Raw genomic sequence first — 22,074 nt, 5'->3', positions numbered from 1 at the left:
GCGCCGTTTTTCGCCTTGACCATTAGCGTCGTTCAGTTCGGAAACAGCCCCAGTGCCGGATGCTCGGCGCCCGCCGCGACCCAACCAATCACGTACAGCGCCAGCGCGGCCGCGACAAGCCCATCGACCCTGTCCATGACGCCGCCATGGCCGGGAATGAGGTTGCTGGAATCCTTGGCGCCATGCCGGCGCTTGACCCAGGATTCGAACAGGTCGCCGATCTGCGAAACGATCGACAGCGCCAGCGCGACGAGTCCGAGCTGAACGAGATTGCCGGCGCCGGCTGCAATTGCCAGCAGCAGCCCTGCGGCAAGGCCGCCGGCCGCCCCCCCAACCGCCCCGCTCTGTGTCTTGCCGGGCGAGATCGACGGCGCAAGTTTCGGACCGCCGACCGCGCGGCCGACGAAATAGGCCGCGATGTCAGTCGCCCAGACCACAGCGAACAGGAACAGAATCGCCATCAGCCCGGAGTGGTTGTTGTCACGCAGATAGGCGAGCGAGAAGCCGGATAGTGCCGCATAGGCCACCCCGGAGGCTTCCCACTGCGCGGCCACCCTGATCCGGGCTGCAATGGCCGCGACCGCCACAAGGATGACGATCAGCAGCAACAGCCACAAGGCCGGCACGCCGGCAATCAGCGCGCCGATGAAGATCACAATCAGTGCTTCCGGCAGAAAACCGAGCGCCGCGCCGTTGCCGGCGCGCGCCATGCGCGTCCATTCATAGAAGATCAACGCCGCGATTGCCCCACAGAACAGCCGGAACGGCAATCCGCCGAGCCAGGTGAGCGCAAGCGTCAGCGCCGCCATCACGATTGCCGAGATGACGCGCTGCTGGAGGTTGCTCATGCGTGGCGTCGCCTAAAGCGCGACATCGCGGGCGGCGAGCCCGCCGAAGCGCCGTTCGCGGCCGGCAAAGTCGCGCAAGGCATCGGCCAGATGTTCGCGGCTGAAATCCGGCCAGTAGCAAGGCAGGAAGACAAGCTCGCTATAGGCCGCCTGCCACAGGAGGAAATTCGACAGCCTGAGCTCGCCGCTCGTCCGGATCACAAGTTCAGGATCAGGAATGCCCTGCGTGTCGAGCGAAGCAGCAAAGCTCTCCGCCGTGATCGCTTCGCTCGCGATGTCGCCGCGCGCGACTGCATCCGCCAGCTTGCGAGCGGTGCGCACGATCTCGTCGCGGCCGCCATAGTTGAAAGCGATCACCAGCGTCAGCGCCTCGTTGCCGGCGGTCAGCGATTCGGCCTCCTGCAGCAGGCCCCTGATGTCGGGCTGCAGCCCTTGCTTGTCGCCAATTATCCTCACCCGCACGCCGTTCTGATGCAGTTCGGCAAGGTCGCGGCGAATGAACAGCTTCAACAGACCCATGAGGTCGCTGACCTCGGATTTCGGCCGCGACCAGTTTTCCGAGGAAAAGGCGTAGACAGTCAGGTAGGAGATGCCGAGATCGGGCGCGGCGCGCACCGTCTTGCGCAGGGCCTCTACGCCCGCCCGGTGGCCGGCAAGACGCGGCAGACCGCGCGCCTTGGCCCAGCGTCCGTTTCCATCCATAATGATCGCGACATGCGCGGGCGTTGCCATAATCTCGCTTTCGAGCGGAAAGCCCGACCCTAAACCTGCATGATTTCAGCTTCCTTATCGGAAAGCAGGTGATCGATCGTGCTGATCATCTCGTCGGTCAGCTTCTGCACCTGGTCGGAGCGCTTGCGCTGATCGTCCTCGCTGATGGTGCCATCCTTCTCGGCCTTCTTGAGGAAATCCATGCCGTCGCGGCGAACATGGCGAACCGCGACGCGCGCATTCTCGGCGTAACCGTGCGAAATCTTGACCAGCTCCTTGCGGCGCTGCTCGTTGAGCTCGGGCAGCGGAATCCGGAGTGTGGTGCCGTCGACGATCGGGTTGAAGCCCAGATTGGCCTCGCGGATGGCGCGGTCCACCGCGCTGACCATCGACTTGTCCCAGACCGACACCGAAATCATGCGCGGCTCCGGGACGGACACGTTGGCCACCTGGTTGATCGGCATCGCCGTGCCATAGGCCTGCACCTGGACGGCGTCGAGCAGGTTGCTGGAGGCGCGGCCGGTGCGCAGCGAAGCCAGATCGTGCTTGAAAGCGGCGATCGCCCCATCCATGCGTCGCTTCAGGTCTTCGTACTCGCCACTCATGATCATCTCCTCGACCCGTTCGCCGGGTTCACTGTTTCTATCGTTATTCGGTTCGCGGTTCCGCAGTCGCTTAACGGATTCCGGGGCCTGTTACTTGTCCGTGACGACCGTGCAATGGCCGCCGCCCCTCAGAATATCGCCGAAACCACCTTTTTCGTGGATCGAATAGACGATTATCGGAATGTTGTTTTCGCGCGCAAGTGCAATCGCGGCGGTATCCATGATCGCAAGCCCGCGTTTGATGACTTCGGCGTGGCTGATGCGGTCGAAGCGGACAGCGTTCGGATCTTTCTTGGGATCTGCCGAATAGACCCCGTCGACCTGCGTGCCCTTGAACAGCGCATCGGCGCCGATCTCGGCGGCGCGAAGCGCCGCGGCCGAATCGGTGGTGAAGAACGGATTGCCGGTGCCGCCGGCGAAGATGACCACCTTGCCCTGGTTCATATAGGCGGTCGCCTGGCGCTGGGAAAAGCTCTCGCAGAGCTCGGGCATGGCGATCGCCGACAGCACGACGGCGTCAACGCCGATCTTGTTCAGCGAGGTGCGCAGCGCCAGCGAGTTGATGACGGTGGCGAGCATGCCCATGTGATCGCCGGTGACGCGGTCGCCGCCCTTTGAGGCGACGGCGACTCCGCGGAAGATGTTGCCGCCGCCGATGACGACGCCCACTTCCACGCCCAGCGCGCGCGCCTCGGCGATGTCTGCGGCGATGCGGTCGACTACCGAGACGTCGATGCCGAAATGCTGCTCGCCCATCAACGCTTCGCCGGAAGCTTTCAGCACGACACGTCGATAGAGGGGCTTATCCGTCATCTTGATCCTCGCAAATCTCGGCGCGGCAATTTTGGAGGCAAAACCGCCCCCGCTTCATCCGGCGATGCTGTCATGACGGGTTGACCCGATACACGAAGGGCGCGGCGATGTCACGCCGCGCCCTTGTGCAAAATTCCAGGCTTTTTCGGTCAGTTGCCGCCTTTCGAACAGTTGCCCTTTTTCAATCAGTCGCTTGAGATGCTGACCGCTTCGCCTTCGATGACGACGGGAGGGCAATAGCCTGCCGGCTTGTCGCCAGTCACCGCGCCACCGGTCACCCGCACCTGGATCTCGGAGCCGAAATACGAATGCGGAAACGGTGCTGGCGTGGCGCTGACCTCTTCCAGCCGCTTGCGAAGCTCGGCGGGTATAGAAAAATCGAGCGCGCCAAGATTGTCCTCGAGCTGCTCGAGCCTCGTCGCTCCAAGGATGACGGAGGCGATGCCTGGCTGGGTCGCCACCCAGTTGAGCGCGACCTGCGCCATGCTGCGGCCAAGCTCGGCCGCCACCTTCTCGAGCTCCGCCACGATCGCCCAGTTGCGGTCGCTGAACTTCTGGAAGCCGGGATGTGTGGTGTTGCGGAAGCCGTCGAGCCGGCCGGCATTCCCGGCTTGCGTCGGCCTGTATTTGCCGCTGAGCAGGCCGCTGGCCAAAGGGCTCCACACCATGATGCCGGCGCCATGACGGGTGGCGAAAGGCACATATTCATGTTCGATGGCGCGCTCGGCGAGCGAATATTCGAGCTGCAGCGCCGAGACCGGCTCATAGCCGCGCAGTTCGGCGATCGCCTGGGCGCGGCCGGCATACCACGCCGGCACGTCGGAGAGGCCGACATGGCGCACCTTGCCGGCGCGCACCAGATCGTCCAGCGTGCGCAGCACCTCCTCTGCCGGGGTGATCCGGTCCCAGACATGCAGCAGGTAGAGATCGATATAGTCGGTGCCGAGCCGCTTCAACGAGGCGTCCACCGCCCGCATGATGTTCTTGCGGCCATTGCCGCCGGCATTGGGATTGCCCGATTCCGAGTTGAAGGTGAATTTGGTGGCGATCACCGCCTTGTCGCGCAAGCCGCGCTCGGCGACGAACTCGCCGAGCCAGGTCTCGGCTGTGCCGCCGGTATAGAGATCGGCCGTGTCGAAGAAGTTGCCGCCCGCTTCGACATAGGCGTCGAACATCGCGCGCGCGGTGTCCCGGTCCGCGCCCCAGCCCCATTCGGTTCCGAAGGTCATGGTGCCGAGCGCCAGCCGGCTGACGCGGAGGCCGCTGTTGCCAAGCGTGTAATAGGTCATGCTCATGGTGGTCTTCCGATTCTGAACTGATGTGCTGCCGGTCACTGTCCAGGCGTCGCCTTGACCCAGGGGTTGCCGCGCTCATGCGTCATGCGAAAGGTGAAGCCATCGACCCTCCAGCCTGCGGCCGAGCGCGTCAGGTGGTGCTCATACGTGCCCCAAACCTCCCAGAGCGGGTCGCCATTGCCTTCCATCCGGTTCCAGGCATAGCCGTTGGAATGGACGGTCGCGGCATCGGCCTCGAGCACGACCTGATGGTTGGTGCGCAGATGCAGGCTGGTCTTGCTGCCCTTGAGGTTGCCTGCCCACGCGCCGATCAGGTCGTCGGAGGCGATGTTGGCCGCGGGCTGGCCGGAGAGGCTGCTGAAATCGGCGGTGACACGCTCGGCGAAATAGCTGCGCGCCAGCTTCCAGTCCTGCGCATCCACAGCGCGGTCGATGGCGTCGGCGATGCGGATCACCGCGCGCTCATCGGCAAGCGCCTGCCAGCCGGTCGCCTCCGCTCCGCCGGCATCGACCGGCGCCAATGCCATGCCCGCCGCAAAGGTTGCATGTCTCAACGCATTCATTTCGTCTCTCCTTGAAGCATCAGCCCGCCGCCGATGTGTTGATGCCCAATATGGGCTGGCTTGAGAGCATCGATAAGATTGCATTGTTCGCAAAGACTATGCGATATCATTCATGAATGGATCGCGATCTGCTCACACATTTGCCGGTCATCGTCGCCGTGGCGCGGCGCGGCGGTTTCGCGCTTGCCGCGGCTGAGCTCGGCATGAGTCCATCCGCCGTGAGCCATGCGGTGCGTCTCGTGGAGGAGCGCGTCGGCCAGCCGCTCTTTGCACGCACGACGCGCAGCGTCTCGCTGACCGAGGCCGGCAAGGCGCTGGTGGAGACGGCGGCCCCTGCCCTCCAGGACATTGCCGAGCGGATGGATCGCATCCGCGGCGTGAAGGGAAGGCCGGCCGGCCTGCTCAGGATCAATGCCTCCAACATAGCGATCCCCCTGGCGGTGACGCCGGTGGTCGCGGCGATGGCCGAACGCTACCCCGATGTGACGGTCGAGATCGTTGCCGACCAGGGACTTATCGATATCGTCGGCGAAGGTTTTGATGCCGGTATCCGGCTGGGCGAGATGATCGCGCAGGACATGGTCACCGTCCGGATGACGCCGCCGTTCAAAGCCGTGATCGTCGCCTCTCCCGCCTATGTCGGAAAACACGGCCGTCCGCGCGACGTGGCCGATCTCGCCAACCACAACTGCATCGGCTACCGGCTGGTCCGATCCGGCGCGCTGTACCGCTGGGATCTGAACGACAACGGCAAGGATGTCGTTGTCGAGACACGCGGCACAGCCGTCGTTACGGATTCGCTTGGCGCCATCGACCTGGCGCTGGCCGGCGTCGGGCTCGCCTATGTCTTCGAGCCGCTGGCTCGCGCCGACCTTGCCGCCGGCCGCCTCGTTCAGATCCTGCCGCAGACGGCGATCGAGGAGCCCGGCCTCTTCCTCTATTTTCCGCGCCGCGCGTCGATGGCGCCGAAGCTCAGGGCCTTTATCGACACCGCACAAGAAATCGGCCGAGCATCCATGCGGACACCCGGCCGAGTTGCCTGAGCTCGTGAGCTCTTCACCTTTAGAGAAACGCGATGCGCTCCCCTTGGATCGGAGCTATTTCTTGACCGCTGCCGCGACTTCCGCCGCGAAATCGGTCGTTTCCTTCTCGATGCCCTCGCCCAGCGCGTAACGCAGATAGGCGGTGATCTTCGCCGGAGCGCCGATCTCCTTTTCGGCATCCTTCAGCGCCTTCTCGACGGTGATGTCGGGATTGAGCACGAAGGCTTGCTTCAAAAGCACGACCTCTTCATAGAACTTGCGCAGGCGGCCCTCGACCATCTTCTCGATGATGGCTTCCGGCTTGCCCGACTGGCGCGCCTGATCGGAGAAGATCGCCTTCTCGCGCTCGACGAGCGCCGGGTCGACTTCCTCGGCGGTCAGCGCGACCGGGTTGCTGGCGGCGACATGCATCGCGACCTGGCGGGCAAAGGCGTTGGCGGCATGCTCGTTGCCGGTGGTCTCGATGGCCACCAGCACGCCGAGCTTGCCGAGACCGTCGGCAACCGCGTTGTGGACATAGGTCGCCACCACGCCATGCGGTACGGTGAGCTTGGCCGAACGGCGGAAACCCATGTTCTCGCCGATGGTGCCGACAGCGTCCTTGATGGTGTCGGTGACCGACTTGTCGGAGCCCGGATACTTCGCGGCGGCGACCGCCTCCGTCGTGCCGTACGCGAGCGCGACCTTGGCCACGTTGGCCACGATCTCCTGGAAGGCCGCATTGCGGGCGACGAAGTCGGTCTCCGAATTGACCTCGACGACGGCGGCTTCACGCACGCCGGCATCGACGCCGATCAGGCCCTCGGCGGCGGTGCGGCCGGCCTTCTTGTCGGCCTTCGAGATACCCTTCTTGCGCAGCCAGTCGACGGCCGCTTCCATGTCGCCGTTGGTCTCGTTCAACGCCGCCTTGCAGTCCATCATGCCCGCGCCGGTCAAGTCGCGGAGTTCTTTGACCTGTGCAGCCGAAATCGTCATTGTCGCCTCTTTGTTTCAAATGCGCCGACGCACCAACCGGGACTCGGGTGATGCGCTCGGCAAAAGCGCTTTAGCGCGCCAACTTATTGGAAAGATGAAGGCCGGGTTCCGGCCTTCGATATCAAGCTTCCGGAGCTTCGCTGGCCGGAGCGTCAAGCGCCGGCTCGACCGGAGCCTCGGCCGAAGCGCCGATGTCGACGCCGAGCGCGCCCTGCTGGCGGGCGATGCCGTCGATGGCAGCCTTGGCGATCAGGTCGCAATAGAGCTGGATGGCGCGTGCCGCGTCGTCATTGCCGGGGATCGGGAAGTCGATCTTGTCCGGATCGCAGTTCGAATCGATGATCGCCACGACCGGAATGCCGAGGCGCTTGGCCTCGAGGATGGCGATCGCTTCCTTGTTGGTGTCGATGACGAACATCAGGTCCGGCGTCGAGCCCATGTCCTTGATGCCGCCGAGAGCCTTGTTGAGCTTCTCGCGCTCGCGATCGAGGTTCAGGCGCTTCGGTGAGGCCCTGGGCCTCGCCGGCCAGCGTCTCGTCGAGCTTGCGCAGGCGCTGGATGGAGTTCGAGATCGTCTTCCAGTTGGTGAGCATGCCGCCCAGCCAGCGCGAGTTGACATAATACTGGGCCGAACGCTGCGCGGCGTCGGCGACGATGTCGGAGGCCTGGCGCTTGGTGCCGACGAACAGCACGCGGCCGCCCTTGGCGACGGTGTCGGACACCTGCTTCAAGGCCTGGTGCAGCAGCGGCACCGTCTGCGACAGGTCGATGATGTGGATGTTGTTGCGGGCGCCATAGATGTAGGGCGCCATCTTCGGGTTCCAGCGATGGGTCTGGTGGCCGAAGTGAACACCAGCTTCCAAAAGCTGGCGCATGCTGAAATCTGGCAGAGCCATTCTTTAGTTCCTTTCCGGTTGGCCTCCACGGACACAGGCATTTCGGACGGGATGTCCTGATGCCACCGGAGGTTTCAGCCGGATTTCTCCCGGGCAGACACCAAAGTCCGTGTGTGGAATGAGCGCGCATATAGAGGGGAAGTCCCTTAAACGCAAGCCGTGCGTCGCTGCGCGGCTCAACGTGCGGCAATCAGCGCACCGGTGCCGATCATCGCGCCGCCGGCGAACCTGTTCATCAGGCGCATGCGCCTCGGGGTGTTGAACCAGCCGGCTGCCCGGCCGGCCATCGCGGCGTAGATGCCCATGGTGATGACATTGACGCTGATCACGACGAGCACCACCAGCAGGCCATCGGCGAAGGTCATGGTATCGAGGTTCAGGATCAGTGGCATGATGGAGGCGTGGAACAGGATCGCCTTCGGATTGCCGAGCGCTATGGAAGCGCCCAGTGCGAAGGACCGCGACAGCCGCGCCTGCGACTGAGGAGATTCGTCCTTTTGTTTGGCGGCGGCTCGCCACATCCTGATCCCGAGAAAGACGAGGTAAGCGGCGCCCGCGTATTTCAGCAAGATAAAAATCCATTCGAAGGTCTGGGCAATGGCCACCAGTCCGAGCAGCGCCAGGGTGACCAGCACGGCGTCGCCCGCGGCGACGCCCACGCCGGTGATGAACGCCCGGCCGAAGCCGCGCGACAAACCGTTGGTGATGACCGCAAACATCGCCGGTCCAGGCGTGGCGGCTGCCAATGTGATTGCGACACAATATGCCAGGAATGCCGTCACCGTCATCGTCTCACTTTCCCATTCGGCACTCGCACACGGCGGAAGACCGCCACGATCTCCTCGCGGCTGCATTCGACGGCCCCGAGCCGCACCGCGCGGTCGCGCTCTAAGCCGGTTATATCGTAGTGCGGCGCCGACGTCTTGGGCGGCCCCTGGTAGGACGAGCGTTTGATGCCGAGTTCGGCAGCGAAGCGATGCAGTTCATCGACCTCATCGGCAAGGAGGTGGCACCAGCGGTGGCCGGCCCATTTCCAGATCGCCGCATCGACATAGACCGCCATCAGGCTCGCCGCACTCGGTAGGCCTCACACATGGCGTCTGGAGGCCAAGCCTGCAAGCCGGTGTCGCCGATCGTCGGGAATCGCTATTTCGAAGCCGGGCAAGGCTTGGTCTGGTCGAACAGCGACAGGTTCACCAGCTTGCCGGTCATCGAGAAGTCGCCATAGTCCATGACGAGGTCGCGGGTGATGCCGTTCTCGTGCAGCTTGAAGCTGATCCGGTACTCCGGCACCTCTTCGCCGCTTTTGTCGGTATCATCGAAATAGGCGATGTCGACCGGCCAGTATTTGTCCGAGGCGAGGTTGGCCAGCGCCGGCGCTTCCGGATCCGTCTTGTCGGATTCGGTCTTCTTGCCGACGATGACGGTGGTGCTCATCACCTTGTTGGCGTCCTCGGAGCCGTCGAACAGATTGGTCTGGTAGAAATTCTCGCCCTTCTCGGCCTTGCCGATCAGCTCGACCAGATGCTGGGTCGGAAACTGCGTGGCCGCAAGCTCGAGGCTGCTCTTCTCGGGCTTGTCGATATTGACCTTGAGGCCCTTCGCTTCCCGCGTGGCCACCCCCTTCACCTCCTTGTCGAGGTTCTGGTCGACAAAGGATTTCGTCACGAAGGAAAAGGTCTTGCCTTCGGCATCCTCGAAAGTCGTCGTCTGCTGGTCGGTGAGCCTGGTGTTGTCGTTGGTGACGATCTGGGTGACGAAGCGGAACTTGACCGTGTAACCCTCGCAGGCGGAGCCGTTGAACTCATAGACCATGCGGCCGGTGATGCCCGTGATGCCCGAACGGTCGGAGGCCTTGTTGAGTGTCAGATCGTAGACTGCGCGATGCGCCTGCAGCGCGGGCACCGCAAGGGCCGGCGCCATTGGGAACGCTGCCGAAAGACAGGCGGCGGCGAGAAAAAGGCGCGTTGCGCGCATACGTTGCTCCGATCGTCGCGGCCGCGAGACGCCGCAGGGAAAGATGGTCCAGCTTAAAAAAAGTCGTGGCGGAAGCGAGGCAAAAATAGCAATTTCGGCCCGGCCAACGCGGCGCCTTCCAGCAATAGGGAAAACCAATGAGCGAAACAATCGAAAAGCGGCTAAGCGATCTCGGCGTGGCCATTCCGGCCGCCGCCGCGCCCGCCGCCAACTACGTGCCCTATTGCCGCACCGGCAACACGCTGTTCACCGCCGGCCAGTTGCCGCTGAAGGACGGCAAGCTGCAGGCAAGCGGGCTGCTCGGCCGCGACATCGACACCGCCGCCGGCAAGGAAGGCGCGAAATTCTGCGCCATCAACATCCTGGCGCAGGCCAAGGCGGCGCTCGGCGATCTCGAGAGAATCCGGCGCGTGGTCAAGATCACCGTCTTCGTCGCTTCGGCGCCCGATTTCGTCGAGCAGCATCTTGTCGCCAACGGCGCCTCCGACTTCCTGGTCGCGGCACTCGGCGAGCGTGGCAAGCACGCCCGATCCGCCGTCGGCACCGCCTCGCTGCCGCTCAACGCCGCGGTCGAGATCGAAGCGATCTTCGAAGTCGAGTGAGGTTCCCGATGACCGATCTTTCCTGGCTGATCGCGCAGCCTGTCGCGCATCGCGGCTTCCATGACATGAACAAGACCCGCTGGGAGAACACGCTGTCGGCCTTCGCCGCGGCAGCCGAGCGCGGCTATGCCATCGAATGCGACGTGCATCTCTCGTCGGATGGCGTCCCGGTGATCATCCATGACGGCGACCTGAAGCGCCTGACTGGCGAGGACGGCTTCATCTGGCAACGCACCGCGGCCGAACTGGCGACGCTCAGGATCGGCGGCACCAAGGACCACCTGCCGACCCTGCAGGAAGCGCTCGACCTCGTCGACGGCCGCGTGCCGCTGGTGGTCGAGCTGAAAGGCGTTCCCGGCCATGACGCGGGGCTGGTGGCAGCCGTCGGCCGGCTGCTCAAGCGCCACAAGGGTAAGGTGGCGATCATGTCGTTCGATCACTGGCTGATCCGCGAGTTCGCCAAGGACGCACCGGGCATCCCCGGCGGGCTGACCGCCTACGGCAAGGACAACCAGCTGATCGAGGCGCATTTCGCCATGCTCGCGCATGACCTCGCCTTCACCTCCTACGCCGCCGGCGACCTGCCCAACCCCTTCGTCAGCTTCGTGCGTGAAAAGCTCAAGATGCCCGTCATCACCTGGACCGTGCATGACCAGCCGGCGGTCGACCTCACCTTCAAATACGCCGATCAGATGACCTTCGAGGGTTTCGAGCCAGACCTGGTGAAGGTCGCCTGAGGAATGCCCGAAACGTGACTTGCAGCGTCCTTGAGGACGCTTAAATAAGCCCCATGGATCAAGGCGACGACGATGATGGACGGGCAGCGAATGCGGATTATGCGATCCGCGTCGCGGCAGGCATCGGCGCGTTCACCTGTGCGGAATGGGACGGCTTTGCCGGGACCACGCGCGGCGATAAAGAAAACGGCTACAACCCTCTGGTTTCATTCGCCTTTCTGAGCGCCTTGGAAGATTCCGGCTGTGCTGTTCGGCGCACCGGCTGGCAAGGTCATCACCTTAGACTTGAAACCGCGCAAGGCAGGCTTCTCGGCGCTGTCCCCTGTTATCTCAAATCGCACAGCCAGGGCGAATATGTCTTCGACCATGGCTGGTCGGACGCCTTCGAGCGCGCCGGCGGCCGCTACTATCCCAAGCTGCAATGCTCGGTGCCGTTCACGCCGGTGAGCGGCCCTCGCCTGCTTGTCAGCAAAGGCGAGAATGAAGGTGCGGTACGGGCAGGCCTGGCGGAGGGATTGAAACTCGTGACCGACAAGCTCGGTGTCTCTTCCGCGCATGTCACCTTCGCCAGCGAGCCCGACGTCGCGACGCTGGAGGCGGCGGGCTTCCTGCATCGCACCGACCAGCAGTTCCATTTCTTCAACGAAGGCTTTTCGACCTATGACGACTTCCTCGCCACCCTTGCCTCACGCAAGCGCAAGGCGATGAAGAAGGAGCGCCGCGAGGCGTTGGTTAACGGCATCTCGATCGATTGGCTGACCGGCAAGGACATCACCGAAAGCGCCTGGGATGATTTCTTCGCCTTCTACATGGATACCGGCGGCCGCAAATGGGGCAGGCCCTATCTCAACCGGCAGTTCTTCTCGCTGATCGGCGAGCGCATGGCCGACGATATTCTTCTGGTGATGGCCAAGCGCAATGGCCGCTACATTGCCGGCGCCATCAACTTCATCGGTTCCGATGCGCTCTACGGCCGCAACTGGGGCTGCATCGAGGACCACCCTTTCCTGCATTTCGAGGTCTGCTACCACCAGGCCATCGACTTCGCCATCGAGCGCAAGCTCAAGGTGGTGGAGGCAGGCGCGCAGGGCGAGCACAAGCTGGCGCGCGGCTACCGTCCCGTGACCATGCATTCGGCGCACTACATTTCCCATCCCGGCTTGCGCAACGCCGTCGCTGATTATCTCAGGCGCGAGCGGCGCGAAGTCGAACGCATGGGCGAGTATCTCGAAGAGCACACGCCCTTCCGCAAGGATCTCGGCGAATAATCCTGGGCAGCGAAAAGGCGGCTTGGCGGCCGATCTCGCCTGAACGCCTTGCCGCCCACCGGCGGCTTCGCTACACCGGACGGCGAATGCAATTGGGAGTGTCACCCATGGCCGAAGCCTATGATCCCGGCAACATCTTCGCGAAAATCCTGCGCGGCGAAATCCCCTCGCACCGCGTCTATGAGAACGATGCAATCGTCGCCTTCATGGATGTGATGCCGCAGGGCATGGGCCACACGCTGGTGGTGCCCAAGGCGCGGTCGCGCAACATGCTCGACGCCGATCCGGCAACGCTCGGCCCGCTGTTCGCGGTCGTCCAGAAAATAGCCGTGGCGGTGAAAAAGGCCTTCAACGCCGACGGTGTCACCATCATGCAGTTCAACGAGCCGGCTTCCGGGCAGACCGTCTACCACCTCCATGTCCATGTCGTGCCGCGCTTCGAGGGCGTGCCGCTGAAGCCGCATTCCGGCCAGATGGAGAAGCCGGAGGTGCTGGCCGAGAACGCCGGCAAGATCCGAGCGGCTCTGGCGGACTGAGATGGGGCGAAATCAAAAGTTCAGATAAAGTCCCGCCAGCAGCAGAAACTCGGCTGTGGCGATGCCGACCACCATGCGCTTTCCCGACACCAGATAGGCGACGAAACCCAGGGCCGCCGCCGCTATCCTCAAGCCAAGCGAAGTGTGCGCAAGCGCGCCGCCTGGAAAGACAATCAGGTTGCCGATGACGGCGGCAACAAGCGCCGTCGCCATGGTGCGAACCAGCACCAACAGGTCTGAATCTTCGGAAAGCTTGCCGCCAAGATAGACACCGAGGAAGCGCCAGATATCCGTCGCGGCGAAACCGGCGACGAGAATGAACATGTATGGCCACCACCAGGCGCCGCTAGAAAAGTAGCTCACGCCGTGCGCACCTTGCGCCGCCAAAATTGCAAGCCATAGGCGACCGTGCCGCCGATCAGTCCGGCAACCAGCAGATCGACCTGCGGCAACACTATGTGGAAGACCGGTCCGAGGACGAGGCCCAGGACCATTGCGACATGCCCTGCCCGTTCGCGTGCGGACCCCCACAACGAGGTCAGAAAATACATCGGCGTCAACATCAGCAACGCCGCCGAAACGGCGGACGGCAGCGCATCCGCCACTGCATAGACGACGCTCACGACGATGACATTCGTCGTCACCAGCGTGCCGCCGAGGCCGGCATAGTAAGTCGTACGCAGTTGAGGCGGGACGCGCTTGAGGCGCTCCATGGCCAGCACCCAGGAGGTCACGGCCACGAAATGCGCCAGGAGATAGAGCACGCATTGCCGGGTTTTCCCGGTGCGCATCTCGGGTGCCAGCGCCATCACCATCGGCATCAGACGTATGGCGGACAACGTGACGGCCAACATCGCCGCCGGCAGCGCCGCTCCCGATGCGATCGCGCCCACCAGCACGACCATGGATGGCAGCGCCCACACCGTTCCGGTCATGAAAGCGGCCTGTGCCACCGTGACCCCGGCGTCTTTCGCCAGGGCGGCAAAGCCAATGAACGAGCTGACGAGGATCAGGCCAGGCAGGGAAAAGGCCGCGCGGGCACCACGCAGGAACCAAGTGGAACGAGGCGCTGTGACGTCCGAGGTCCAAGTCGACATGTGCCGGCCATAGCATGCGCGGCCATAGGATGCGACCACACCGGCACGGGCGCATCGTCTTTCCATTGATCCAGGAAAATCTGTTGGCGGTTGGAGGACATCGGCCACGCGCACTGTTAAGGACAACCCGGCCGATTTCCAACGTCTTTCCCTGCAAAAAAGCCCCGTCGCCGGGGCTTTTCTGCAATTCGGGATAAGGCCGATCAGCCCTTGCGCGGCAGTTGCGGCACAAGGCTGCGCTTGTTGCCGTCCTTGCCCTTCGGCTCCGGCTTCTGCGCCACCGCCTTCTTGGGCGCAGGCTTCTTGGCCACCGCCTTCTTCGGCTTCGGCGCGTCTTCCGGCTCTTCCTTCTTCGGCTGCACGGGCGACTCGTCGGCGAGCGATTCGAGCTTCAGGCCGGACTCGCCGGTTTCCTTCTTCTCGACGGTGACGCGCACCGTGCCGCCCTTCTTTAGCTTGCCGAACAGCACCTCGTCCGCCAGCGGCTTCTTGATGTGCTCCTGGATGACCCGGCCGAGCGGACGGGCGCCCATGCGCTCGTCATAGCCCTTGTCGGCCAGCCAGGCGATCGCGTCCTGCGACAGATCGAAGGTGACGCCACGCTCGGAGAGCTGGGCCTCGAGCTGCATGACGAACTTCTGCACCACCTGATGGATCACCGGCACCGGCAGCGAGCCGAACGGGATGATCGCGTCGAGACGGTTGCGGAACTCCGGCGTGAACAGCCGGTTGATCGCCTCGACGTCGTCGCCTTCGCGTTTGGTCGAGCCGAAGCCGATCGCCGCGCGCTGCGCATCCGACGCACCCGCATTGGTGGTCATGATCAGGATCACGTTGCGGAAGTCGATCTGCTTGCCGTTATGGTCGGTCAGCTTGCCATGGTCCATCACCTGCAACAGGATGTTGAACAGGTCCGGATGCGCCTTCTCGACCTCGTCGAGCAGCAGCACGCAATGCGGATGCTGGTCCACGCCGTCGGTGAGCAGGCCGCCCTGGTCGAAGCCGACATAGCCGGGAGGCGCGCCGATCAGCCGCGAGACGGTGTGGCGTTCCATGTATTCCGACATGTCGAAGCGGATTAGCTCGACGCCGAGCGAGGCGGCAAGCTGCTTGGCGACTTCCGTCTTGCCGACGCCGGTCGGACCCGAGAACAGGTAGGAGCCGATCGGCTTCTCCGGTTCACGCAGGCCGGCGCGCGCCAGCTTGATCGCCGAGGTGAGCGCGGTGATCGCGGTGTCCTGGCCGTAGACGACGCGCTTCAGCTCGACGTCCAGACCCTGCAGCACCTTCTCGTCATCGGCCGAGACCGTCTTCGGCGGGATGCGCGCCATGGTGGCGATCGTCGCCTCGATCTCCTTTATGCCGATCGTCTTCTTGCGCTTGGCCTCCGGCACCAGCATCTGCGAGGCGCCGGTCTCGTCGATCACGTCGATCGCCTTGTCCGGCAGCTTGCGGTCGCTGATGTAACGGGCCGACAGCTCGACCGAGGCCTTGATCGCCTCGCTGGTGTAGCGGACCTTGTGGAACTCCTCGAAATAGGGCTTGAGGCCCTTCATGATCTCGATGGCGTCCTCGATGGTCGGCTCGTTGACGTCGATCTTCTGGAAGCGCCGTACAAGCGCGCGGTCCTTCTCGAAGAACTGGCGGAATTCCTTATAGGTGGTCGAGCCGATGCAGCGGATCGCGCCGGACGACAGCGCCGGCTTCAGGAGGTTCGACGCATCCATCGCGCCGCCCGAAGTGGCGCCGGCCCCTATCACGGTGTGGATCTCGTCGATGAACAGCACCGCGCCCGGATAGTCCTCGAGCTCCTTCACGACCTGCTTCAGCCGCTCCTCGAAGTCGCCGCGGTAGCGGGTGCCGGCCAACAGCGTGCCCATGTCGAGCGCGAAGATGGTGGCGTCCTGCAGCACTTCCGGCACATCGCCTTCGACGATGCGCTTGGCCAGGCCTTCGGCGATCGCCGTCTTGCCGACGCCGGGGTCGCCGACATAGAGCGGGTTGTTCTTGGAGCGGCGGCACAGCACCTGGATGGTGCGGTTGATCTCGCTGTCGCGGCCGATCAGCGGGTCGATCTTGCCGGCGCGGGCCTTGTTGTTGAGGTTGACGCAGTAGGCCGTCAGCGCGTCCTGCTGCTTCTTCTTGCCGTTTTCCTCCTGCGGCTCGGCGCCGTTCTGGCCGCCCTGCTCGTCCTCGGCGCCGCGCGGCGTGCGGGATTCCGAAGCGCCCGGGCGCTTGGCGATGCCGTGCGAGATGTAGTTGACCGCGTCGTAGCGGGTCATCTGCTGTTCCTGCAGGAAATAGGCGGCGTGGCTCTCGCGCTCGGCGAAGATGGCGACGAGCACGTTGGCGCCGGACACTTCCTCGCGGCCGGACGACTGCACGTGGATCACGGCGCGCTGGATGACGCGCTGGAAGCCTGCCGTCGGCTTGGAATCCTCGTCGTAGCCGGTGACGAGGTTGTCCAGCTCGGTGTCGATATAGGTGAGAACGGTGTGCTTGAGCTCGTCGAGATCGACATTGCAGGCGCGCATGACGGCGGCCGCCTCTGTGTCGTCGATCAGGGCAAGCAGCAGATGTTCGAGCGTCGCATACTCATGATGCCGCTCGTTGGCGAATGTCAGCGCCTGATGTAGCGCCTTTTCCAGGCCTTGGGAGAAAGCCGGCATGTTACCTCACTTCTTCTCCATCACGCATTGCAGCGGATGCTGATTCTGTCGGGCGAAATCCATGACCTGGGACACTTTGGTCTCGGCCACCTCGAATGTGTAGACGCCGCACTCGCCCACTCCATGATTGTGAACATGAAGCATGATGCGTGTGGCGGCCTCGCGGTCCTTTTGGAAAAAACGCTCAAGGACGTGAACGACGAACTCCATGGGAGTGTAGTCGTCGTTCAGAATGAGGACCCGGTAGAGACTGGGCTTTTTGGTCTTGGTCTTGGTGCGCGTGATGACAGCAGTACCGCGACCGGGATCGTTGCGGTCCCCGTCACTTTGCATTCGCACCACGCCTGCCGTGGCAGTCAAACCGATCGTCACGTAGTCCAGCCTTTTCGAATCCTCATGCGAGTTCAACATGTAGGTTCTCGATGGACGATTTTAAGCCCTTCTGTTTAGCTGACAATATGGCTAGGTGGGCAAACCTCAGCGAATTTCTCAATCGTGAATGCGGCAATGTGCATCGGGTTGCGATCGGCCACGAAAAAACCCGGCCGCGCTACCGCGACCGGGTCCTTTTCACAGGCCGGCTGGCCGTATCGGATATGATCCGGCGAAATTACTTCGCTTTGGCGACCACCGATTCGAACGGCTTGTAAGCCTCCTTGGCGAGCTCGGCATAGAGATTGCCGATCTTGCTGGCCTCGGCCACGAAGCTCTCATAGCTCTGCTTGGCGTAATCGGTCTGGATCTCGATGGCCTTCTCGATCGACTTGGCCGCGAACAGCTTCTCGAAGGCGGCGCTGCCGGCCTCGAAGCTCTTCTTGGTGTATTCGCCGGCTTCGGTGGCGATCGCCTGCGCGCCCTTGGTGAGCGAGGCAAAGCTCTTCAGCCCGGTGTCGGCAAACTCCTTGCCGTATTTCGTGAAGTCCTCATAGGTCTGGGTCATTTCATACTTCCCTTGGTTGAAACGCCCTTTTTGCCCCGGGCGCCCTTGTGCAATGCACCTTAATATATTGTGCAACGCACAAAAGTCAAGAATCCCTTGTTGCGCAGGGGCTCCAGCGCGCCGGCCGGTAAAATTCGATTAAAGAGAAGCTCGATTTGCCGAAAAATGGTGAACGCGGCGGTTACCATAAACGGATTGGTAACGCTGACCGCGATAGCTTGGCCGGAAGTGAGGCAGGCACTCCCGTAGCCGCCTCCGGGGCAACGAAAATTTCAGGGTAAGTAACGGTGCGTCAGGCGTTGTCGGGGCTGGTCTCCAAATCCTCATTCTCCTTCAAGGCAGTCATGGTCGCCGTGCTGGCGATGACGATTATCGCTGCCGATGTGGCGTCGGCCCTTGCCGCAAAGTCCGCGGCCATTGTCGTGGATGCCAAGACCGGCAAGGTGCTCTATTCAGCCGACGCCAATGGCCGGCGCTACCCTGCTTCGCTCACCAAGATGATGACGCTCTACCTCACCTTCGAGGCGCTGGCGAAGGGCCGGGTCAGCAAGAACACGCCGGTGCCTTACTCAGCGCACGCCGCGGCCCAGCCGCCGACCAAGCTCGGTGTGCGCGCCGGCGGCTCGGTTCCGGTCGAGACCGCGATCCTGTCGATGGTGACGAAGTCGGCCAACGACTCGGCCACGGCGCTCGGCGAGTTGCTCGGCGGCAGCGAGGACAATTTCGCCCGTATGATGACGGCCAAGGCGCGCCAGCTCGGCATGAACGGCACCGTCTTCCGCAACGCCAACGGCCTGCCCGATCCGGGCCAGTTCACAACGGCGCACGACATGGCGATGCTTGGCATAGCGCTGCGCGAGCACTTCCCGCAATATTACGGCTATTTCTCGCAACGCTCGTTCATGTATGGCCGCCAGCGCATCAACGGCCACAACCGCCTGCTTGGCCGCATCAAGGGCGTCGACGGCATCAAGACCGGCTACACCCGCATGTCGGGTTACAATCTCGTCTCCTCCGTCGCCGACGGCGACCGCCGCCTCGTCGCGGTGGTGATGGGCGGCGCTTCCGGCCGCAGCCGCGACAACCAGATGGCCGCGCTGATCACCACCTATCTGCCGCGCGCCTCGACGCGCGGCGGCGGCGATCTCATCGCCAAGGGCAATGACAATCCGATCAAGACGCTGGCCAAGGTCTTTTTGCCCAAGCATGACGCACCGACACCGGACGAAAAGCCGGCGACGGACGACACTGTCGTTGCCTCGGCCGATGACGTCCAGGACGACACCCAACAGGTCGCCGAAGAGACGAAGCCCGTGATCCAGGTCAGGAAGGTGAAGACGGTTGCGGTGGCCGCCATGGCGCCGGCTGCCAAGCCGCAGGAGACCACGTCGCAGGCGGTCACGGCCTATGCCGAACCGACACCTGCCGCGCCGGCAATCGATCCGGTGAAGACGTCGTCGGTGCCGTCAGGCTGGGTGGTTCAGGTTGCTTCCTCGCCCACCAAATCCGGAGCTCAGAGCCTTCTCGATCAGACCGCCAAGCAGGCGCCGAAGGTCCTCGCCGATGCTTCCGGCTTCACCGTCGCCTTCGATAAGGATGGCGTCACCTTTTACCGCGCCCGCTTCGGCGGCTTCGGCTCGAAGAATGCCGCCTGGAAGGCCTGCGATGCCCTGAAGCGCAAGAAAATCTCGTGCTACGCCGTCGAGCAATAGGCGGCTGTTCAAATCTCCCGGAAGGTACCGGCGTCGAAGGAGACTAATCGTGATTGGAGAGCAGGACGTCCTTGGCTTCATTGATCCGCGCCGCCAGGACAGACGTGCCGCCGACATCGGCGTTCAGGCGCTGCATCAGGCGGCGATGCGCCTTGCGGATATCCGCCGCGGCGGCCCCCGCTTCAAGACCAAGGACCTTGTAGGCCTCCTCCTTAGTCATGGCGCCCGCACCTGGCGCAACACCCAGCCCTTCGTCACTGTGCGGCTGCGCGTCCTTGCGCCAGACGGGAAAACGGCCGTCAAGATACGTCTCTAGGAGCTGACGGCTCTCCGGATCGGGGCTGAGCTCGCCATAAAGCTGGCGCAGATCCGTCAGCCCCATCGCGCCAAGCATCTTGCCTTCATAGCGCCCGGCCAGAACAAGCCCCTCGAGCCTGCCGCTGTCATGGTCGAGGTCCATTTCGAGCGCGGCGGTGCGCACCGTCGAATGCTTGGAAGCGGCGGCCCGCGCCGGAGGCCGTCTCGTGCGAATCCAGCCGACCCAGGCGAGCGCCGCGAGCAGAAGCAGTCCGCCGATGAGGCTGCGGCCGAAGACCAGCATGGGCGCGCCGACCAGCCCCAGCAAAGCCGGCCCGAGCGATCGCAGACCGTCGGCCATCCTCGCCGCATCAGCACGCACAAAGAGCAACGCGGCGCCAAAAAGCACCACAAGGATTGCCGCCAATGCGAGGATCACACCCATCGGTTTGCGCCGCCATACGGATGACTGAGCATAGGAATAGGATGGGACCTAGGTCCGGCGCTTGCAAGCCCCACGCTCAGCGAGCCGAAGGGCCAGCGCTTAGAGCAGGCCGAGTTCGGCGAGTTCGAGCCTCAGCTTCGGCGGCATCTCGGCGAGTGCCGCCCTGCCCTTGCCGAGATCGGCCGGCGCATCGGCGGGCTTGAGGTAACGCCAGCCCTGGAAGGCGCGCCGCGGCTGCCAGTCGGTGCGCACGACCTCGGGATCGAGCACCAGATGACAGCGGCCGATACCTTCAGCGTCGGTGAAGGGCCGGATCTCGGTGATCAGTTGCCGACACTGGACGCTGCCCTTGATCACCCAATAGAGCGAGCCGCCGTCCGTGATCTCGCTGCCGCGCGTCGGCACCATGCGGGTCGTGTGCCAGTGCTCGGCCGGCTCGCCGGCACGGCGCCGCTCGTCGAGGCGGAAGGCGATCCACTCTTCGAGATCCTCGACGCTGTCGCAGCCGACGCACAGTTTTAGAAGATTGAGTGACATGCCCCAAGATTTAGCCGCGAGGGTTGACGCGTCAACGCCTTGAGAGACTTCTCCACAGGGCCAGCCTGGAGTGTCCGTAAGACCTCAGCACTCCACCACGTTCACCGCCAGACCACCGAGGCTGGTTTCCTTGTACTTCTCGTTCATGTCGAGGCCGGTCTGGCGCATGGTCTCGATCGCGGCGTCGAGCGGCACGAAATGCGTGCCGTCGCCCTTGATGGCCAAGGAAGCGGCCGTCACGGCCTTTACCGCGCCAAGGGCATTGCGCTCGATGCAGGGCACCTGCACCAGGCCGCCGACCGGATCGCAGGTCATGCCGAGATGATGCTCCAGCGCAATCTCGGCGGCGTTCTCGACCTGCTCCGGCGTGCCGCCCATCACGGCGCAAAGACCGGCGGCGGCCATGGCCGAAGCCGAACCCACCTCGCCCTGGCAACCGACTTCTGCGCCCGAAATCGACGCGTTGGACTTGATGATGCCGCCGACGGCCGCGGCCGTCAGCAGGAAATCGCGGATGCTTGGCTGATCGGCTTCGGGATGGAAATGCAGCCAATAGCGCAGCACCGCCGGCAGCGTGCCGGCGGCGCCATTGGTCGGCGCCGTGACGACGCGGCCGCCGGCGGCGTTCTCCTCATTGACCGCCATGGCGTAGATCGACAGCCAGTCATTGGCCAGCAAGGGGTTGGGCCGGTTCTGCTGCCACTGTTCCTGTAATTTGTCGTGCAATTGCCGCGCGCGGCGGCGAACTTTCAGCCCGCCCGGCATGATGCCGTCCTGCGACAGGCCGCGGTCGATGCAGCCTTTCATCGCGCCCCAGATCGCGTCGAGGCCTTCGTCGAGCTCCTCGCGCGACATATGCTTTTCCTCGTTGGCGCGCTTCATCTCGGCGATCGAGAGCCCGCTCTTGGCCGCCATCGCCAGCATCTCGACGGCGTTCTTGAAGGGATACGGCACTCGTCTGCCCTCGGTCGTCACCGAGCCCTTGGCCTTCACGCGCTGCAATTCTTCCTCGGAAACGACGAAGCCGCCGCCGATCGAATAATAGATGCGCTTGAGCAACAGGCGGTCGGACACATCATAGGCATAGAAGGCCATGCCGTTGGCGTGGCCGGTCAGCGGCGTCTTGCGGTCGAGCACGAGGTCCTTGGCTGGATCGAAACGGTATATCGGGTGCCCCGGCGGCGAAATCCGCTTCTCGGCGCCGATGCGAGCGACGATGCCGTCGGCCTCGTCCGGATCGACCGTCTGCGGCGTCTGGCCGGCCAGGCCGAGGATGACGGCGCGATCCGAGCCGTGGCCGATGCCGGTATAGGCAAGCGAGCCATGCAGGCTGGCGCCGATGCGATCGACTTTGACGCCTGCCGGCCGCGGCCAGTCGCCGGCCAGGATCTCGTCGAGGAAGCGGCGCGCAGCCGTCATTGGCCCCATCGTGTGCGAGCTCGAAGGGCCGATGCCGATCTTGAACAGGTCGAAAACCGAAAGGAACACGGGCCGTTGTCTCCTGAGCG

At 63.7% G+C, this 22,074-nt stretch carries 24 protein-coding genes and 1 pseudogene; 6 read left to right on the top strand and 19 right to left on the bottom strand.

Features of this window, described 5'->3' with window-relative positions; all coding sequences use genetic code 11:
• Positions 1–32 precede the first annotated feature (32 nt).
• From EJ069_RS07425 to EJ069_RS07400, 6 genes are all read right to left on the bottom strand, one after another.
• Positions 33–848 carry a phosphatidate cytidylyltransferase gene (locus EJ069_RS07425; RefSeq protein ID WP_126060747.1) on the bottom strand — a complete coding sequence of 272 codons (816 nt, stop codon included), beginning with the start codon at positions 846–848 and terminating at the stop codon, positions 33–35.
• 12 nt (positions 849–860) lie between these two features.
• Entirely contained in the window at positions 861–1,580 is a 720-nt protein-coding gene (locus tag EJ069_RS07420) for an isoprenyl transferase (protein WP_126060746.1), read from the bottom strand.
• Between the two features lie 29 nt (positions 1,581–1,609).
• Positions 1,610–2,164 (bottom strand): ribosome recycling factor, encoded by a 555-nt coding sequence (gene frr, locus EJ069_RS07415; RefSeq protein WP_082037291.1) that lies wholly within the window; start codon positions 2,162–2,164, stop codon positions 1,610–1,612.
• A gap of 90 nt (positions 2,165–2,254) precedes the next feature.
• Positions 2,255–2,977 carry a UMP kinase gene (gene pyrH / locus EJ069_RS07410; RefSeq protein ID WP_042642552.1) on the bottom strand — a complete coding sequence of 241 codons (723 nt, stop codon included), beginning with the start codon at positions 2,975–2,977 and terminating at the stop codon, positions 2,255–2,257.
• A gap of 185 nt (positions 2,978–3,162) precedes the next feature.
• The gene (locus EJ069_RS07405; RefSeq protein ID WP_126060745.1) at positions 3,163–4,272 is read right to left on the bottom strand and encodes an aldo/keto reductase; all 1,110 of its coding nucleotides are present in this window, start codon (positions 4,270–4,272) and stop codon (positions 3,163–3,165) included.
• Positions 4,273–4,307: 35 nt separating this feature from the next.
• Entirely contained in the window at positions 4,308–4,835 is a 528-nt protein-coding gene (locus EJ069_RS07400) for a nuclear transport factor 2 family protein (protein WP_126060744.1), read from the bottom strand.
• 116 nt (positions 4,836–4,951) lie between these two features.
• Between EJ069_RS07400 and EJ069_RS07395 the strand changes: the two genes are divergently transcribed.
• Positions 4,952–5,878, top strand: coding sequence for a LysR family transcriptional regulator (locus EJ069_RS07395; RefSeq protein WP_126060743.1), 927 nt, complete (start codon positions 4,952–4,954; stop codon positions 5,876–5,878).
• A 54-nt stretch (positions 5,879–5,932) separates the two neighbouring features.
• Here EJ069_RS07395 and tsf read toward each other — a convergent pair whose 3' ends face one another.
• The 5 genes and pseudogenes from tsf to EJ069_RS07370 form a co-directional block, all read right to left on the bottom strand.
• Positions 5,933–6,853: a translation elongation factor Ts gene (gene tsf / locus EJ069_RS07390; protein WP_040987261.1), complete on the bottom strand. Its 921-nt coding sequence runs from the start codon at positions 6,851–6,853 to the stop codon at positions 5,933–5,935.
• A 121-nt stretch (positions 6,854–6,974) separates the two neighbouring features.
• Positions 6,975–7,749: pseudogene (gene rpsB, locus EJ069_RS07385) on the bottom strand (30S ribosomal protein S2).
• Positions 7,750–7,925: 176 nt separating this feature from the next.
• Positions 7,926–8,537, bottom strand: coding sequence for a LysE family translocator (locus EJ069_RS07380; RefSeq protein WP_126060742.1), 612 nt, complete (start codon positions 8,535–8,537; stop codon positions 7,926–7,928).
• Positions 8,534–8,812 carry a DUF4031 domain-containing protein gene (locus tag EJ069_RS07375; protein WP_126060741.1) on the bottom strand — a complete coding sequence of 93 codons (279 nt, stop codon included), beginning with the start codon at positions 8,810–8,812 and terminating at the stop codon, positions 8,534–8,536. Before EJ069_RS07375 ends, EJ069_RS07380 begins: the two co-directional genes overlap by 4 nt.
• Positions 8,813–8,895: 83 nt before the next feature.
• Positions 8,896–9,726: a cell envelope integrity EipB family protein gene (locus EJ069_RS07370; protein ID WP_126060740.1), complete on the bottom strand. Its 831-nt coding sequence runs from the start codon at positions 9,724–9,726 to the stop codon at positions 8,896–8,898.
• A 137-nt stretch (positions 9,727–9,863) separates the two neighbouring features.
• On the opposite strand from EJ069_RS07370, the gene EJ069_RS07365 reads away from it, so the two are divergent.
• From EJ069_RS07365 to EJ069_RS07350, 4 genes are all read left to right on the top strand, one after another.
• Positions 9,864–10,328, top strand: a complete 465-nt coding sequence (locus EJ069_RS07365) for a RidA family protein (RefSeq protein ID WP_126060739.1) — start codon at positions 9,864–9,866, stop codon at positions 10,326–10,328.
• 8 nt (positions 10,329–10,336) lie between these two features.
• Positions 10,337–11,065, top strand: coding sequence for a glycerophosphodiester phosphodiesterase (locus EJ069_RS07360; RefSeq protein ID WP_126060738.1), 729 nt, complete (start codon positions 10,337–10,339; stop codon positions 11,063–11,065).
• Positions 11,066–11,118: 53 nt separating this feature from the next.
• On the top strand, positions 11,119–12,333 hold the full coding sequence (locus EJ069_RS07355) for a GNAT family N-acetyltransferase (RefSeq protein WP_126060737.1): 1,215 nt from the start codon (positions 11,119–11,121) through the stop codon (positions 12,331–12,333).
• 107 nt (positions 12,334–12,440) lie between these two features.
• The gene (locus EJ069_RS07350) at positions 12,441–12,869 is read left to right on the top strand and encodes an HIT family protein (protein WP_126060736.1); all 429 of its coding nucleotides are present in this window, start codon (positions 12,441–12,443) and stop codon (positions 12,867–12,869) included.
• Positions 12,870–12,881: 12 nt separating this feature from the next.
• Here EJ069_RS07350 and EJ069_RS07345 read toward each other — a convergent pair whose 3' ends face one another.
• From EJ069_RS07345 to EJ069_RS07325, 5 genes are all read right to left on the bottom strand, one after another.
• Complete coding sequence (locus EJ069_RS07345; protein ID WP_126060735.1) at positions 12,882–13,232, bottom strand: AzlD domain-containing protein; 351 nt, start codon at positions 13,230–13,232, stop codon at positions 12,882–12,884.
• Positions 13,229–13,966 (bottom strand): AzlC family ABC transporter permease, encoded by a 738-nt coding sequence (locus EJ069_RS07340; protein WP_126060734.1) that lies wholly within the window; start codon positions 13,964–13,966, stop codon positions 13,229–13,231. The genes EJ069_RS07345 and EJ069_RS07340 overlap by 4 nt, the downstream gene beginning before the upstream one ends.
• Before the next feature lie 203 nt (positions 13,967–14,169).
• A complete protein-coding gene (gene clpA, locus EJ069_RS07335; protein ID WP_042642578.1) occupies positions 14,170–16,635 on the bottom strand; it encodes an ATP-dependent Clp protease ATP-binding subunit ClpA in 2,466 nt (821 codons plus the stop codon).
• 6 nt (positions 16,636–16,641) lie between these two features.
• Complete coding sequence (gene clpS, locus EJ069_RS07330) at positions 16,642–16,968, bottom strand: ATP-dependent Clp protease adapter ClpS (RefSeq protein ID WP_040972327.1); 327 nt, start codon at positions 16,966–16,968, stop codon at positions 16,642–16,644.
• 277 nt (positions 16,969–17,245) lie between these two features.
• Positions 17,246–17,575: a phasin family protein gene (locus EJ069_RS07325; RefSeq protein WP_042642580.1), complete on the bottom strand. Its 330-nt coding sequence runs from the start codon at positions 17,573–17,575 to the stop codon at positions 17,246–17,248.
• Positions 17,576–17,862: 287 nt separating this feature from the next.
• On the opposite strand from EJ069_RS07325, the gene EJ069_RS07320 reads away from it, so the two are divergent.
• Positions 17,863–19,287 (top strand): D-alanyl-D-alanine carboxypeptidase family protein, encoded by a 1,425-nt coding sequence (locus tag EJ069_RS07320; RefSeq protein WP_126060733.1) that lies wholly within the window; start codon positions 17,863–17,865, stop codon positions 19,285–19,287.
• A gap of 43 nt (positions 19,288–19,330) precedes the next feature.
• Here the strand turns inward: EJ069_RS07320 and EJ069_RS07315 are convergent, their stop codons facing one another.
• The 3 genes from EJ069_RS07315 to EJ069_RS07305 form a co-directional block, all read right to left on the bottom strand.
• Complete coding sequence (locus EJ069_RS07315) at positions 19,331–20,029, bottom strand: molecular chaperone DnaJ (protein WP_126060732.1); 699 nt, start codon at positions 20,027–20,029, stop codon at positions 19,331–19,333.
• A gap of 99 nt (positions 20,030–20,128) precedes the next feature.
• On the bottom strand, positions 20,129–20,566 hold the full coding sequence (locus tag EJ069_RS07310) for a DUF1489 family protein (protein ID WP_126060731.1): 438 nt from the start codon (positions 20,564–20,566) through the stop codon (positions 20,129–20,131).
• A gap of 84 nt (positions 20,567–20,650) precedes the next feature.
• Positions 20,651–22,054, bottom strand: a complete 1,404-nt coding sequence (locus EJ069_RS07305) for an L-serine ammonia-lyase (RefSeq protein WP_126060730.1) — start codon at positions 22,052–22,054, stop codon at positions 20,651–20,653.
• Positions 22,055–22,074: the final 20 nt, after the last annotated feature.

This window comes from Mesorhizobium sp. M2A.F.Ca.ET.043.05.1.1, assembly GCF_003952445.1.
Taxonomy (GTDB): Bacteria; Pseudomonadota; Alphaproteobacteria; order Rhizobiales; family Rhizobiaceae; genus Mesorhizobium.
This window is presented reverse-complemented; position numbering and strand designations above follow the sequence as displayed.